The organism is Polynucleobacter sp. 35-46-11 (assembly GCF_002281105.1).
The window spans coordinates 1-1,078 of the sequence record NZ_NCFJ01000637.1; the positions used below are offsets into that span (position 1 = coordinate 1).

At 47.5% G+C, this 1,078-nt stretch carries 1 protein-coding gene; it reads left to right on the forward strand.

Features of this window, described 5'->3' with window-relative positions:
• Positions 1–171: 171 nt before the first annotated feature.
• Positions 172–1,078, forward strand: a 907-nt coding sequence (locus tag B7Y67_RS18345; RefSeq protein ID WP_293599864.1) for a histidinol-phosphate transaminase, incomplete at its 3' end; no start/stop codon positions are given.

The window sequence follows — 1,078 nt, forward strand, 5'->3', positions numbered from 1 at the left end:
ATTTTGGTTTCCGAAGTGTTTCGGGTAACGTCGGCTTGCCGCATGCTTCAGTGCGCCGCGAGGCGAAGTGTTGATTGAAGCCTCATAATATCATTCCTATTACAGATATAAATGCCGATTTTATTTGCCGGTGTTTATTCATTTTTTCCTGATTTTTGACTAGAGTCCCTCATGAGCCGCTTTTGGAGCCCCGTTGTTCAGACCCTCACCCCCTATGTTCCCGGGGAGCAGCCGCAAATGCAGCGACTGGTTAAGCTCAATACCAATGAGAGTCCTTATGGCCCATCGCCTAAGGCCCTAGCCGCCATAAATCAACAAAATACGGATGATTTAAGGCTCTATCCAGACCCTGAAGGCACAGCCCTTAAAAAGGCTATTGCCGATTTGCACGGCTTGGACCCAAAACAGGTGTTTTTAGGAAATGGCTCTGATGAAGTCCTGGCACACGTATTTTTGGGCCTACTCAAACAAGCCAAGCCCGTTCAGTTTCCGGATATTACTTATAGCTTCTACCCGGTTTATTGCAAGTTGTTTGGAATTGAATATCAAGCAGTCCCCCTAGGTCCTGATTTTGAGATTCAGACGGGGGATTTCAAAACCCCTAATGGTGGAATTATTTTCCCCAATCCCAATGCTCCAACTGGTCGAGCCATTCCGCGATCAGATATCGAAGCTCTTCTGAGCAGAAATACCGCTTCCGTGGTGGTGATCGATGAAGCCTATGTGGATTACGGAACTGAGTCTTGCATCCCCCTACTTCGCGGAAGCGCTTGTCCAGAAAACCTCCTAGTCGTACACACCCTCTCTAAGTCACGCGCCCTAGCAGGACTTCGCGTTGGATTTGCGGTGGGACATCCAGACCTAATTGAAGGTTTAGAGCGAGTGAAGAATAGTTTTAACTCCTATCCACTTGGTCGTTTGGCTCAAGCAGGAGCAATTGCTGCCATACAGGATCAAGCGCATCTCGAATCTACGAGCAAAAAAGTAATCCACACTCGTGAGCACTTAGTGGGTGAACTAGCCGATCTAGGTTTTGAAACTTTGCCATCAACAGCCAACTTTATTTTTACGCGCCATT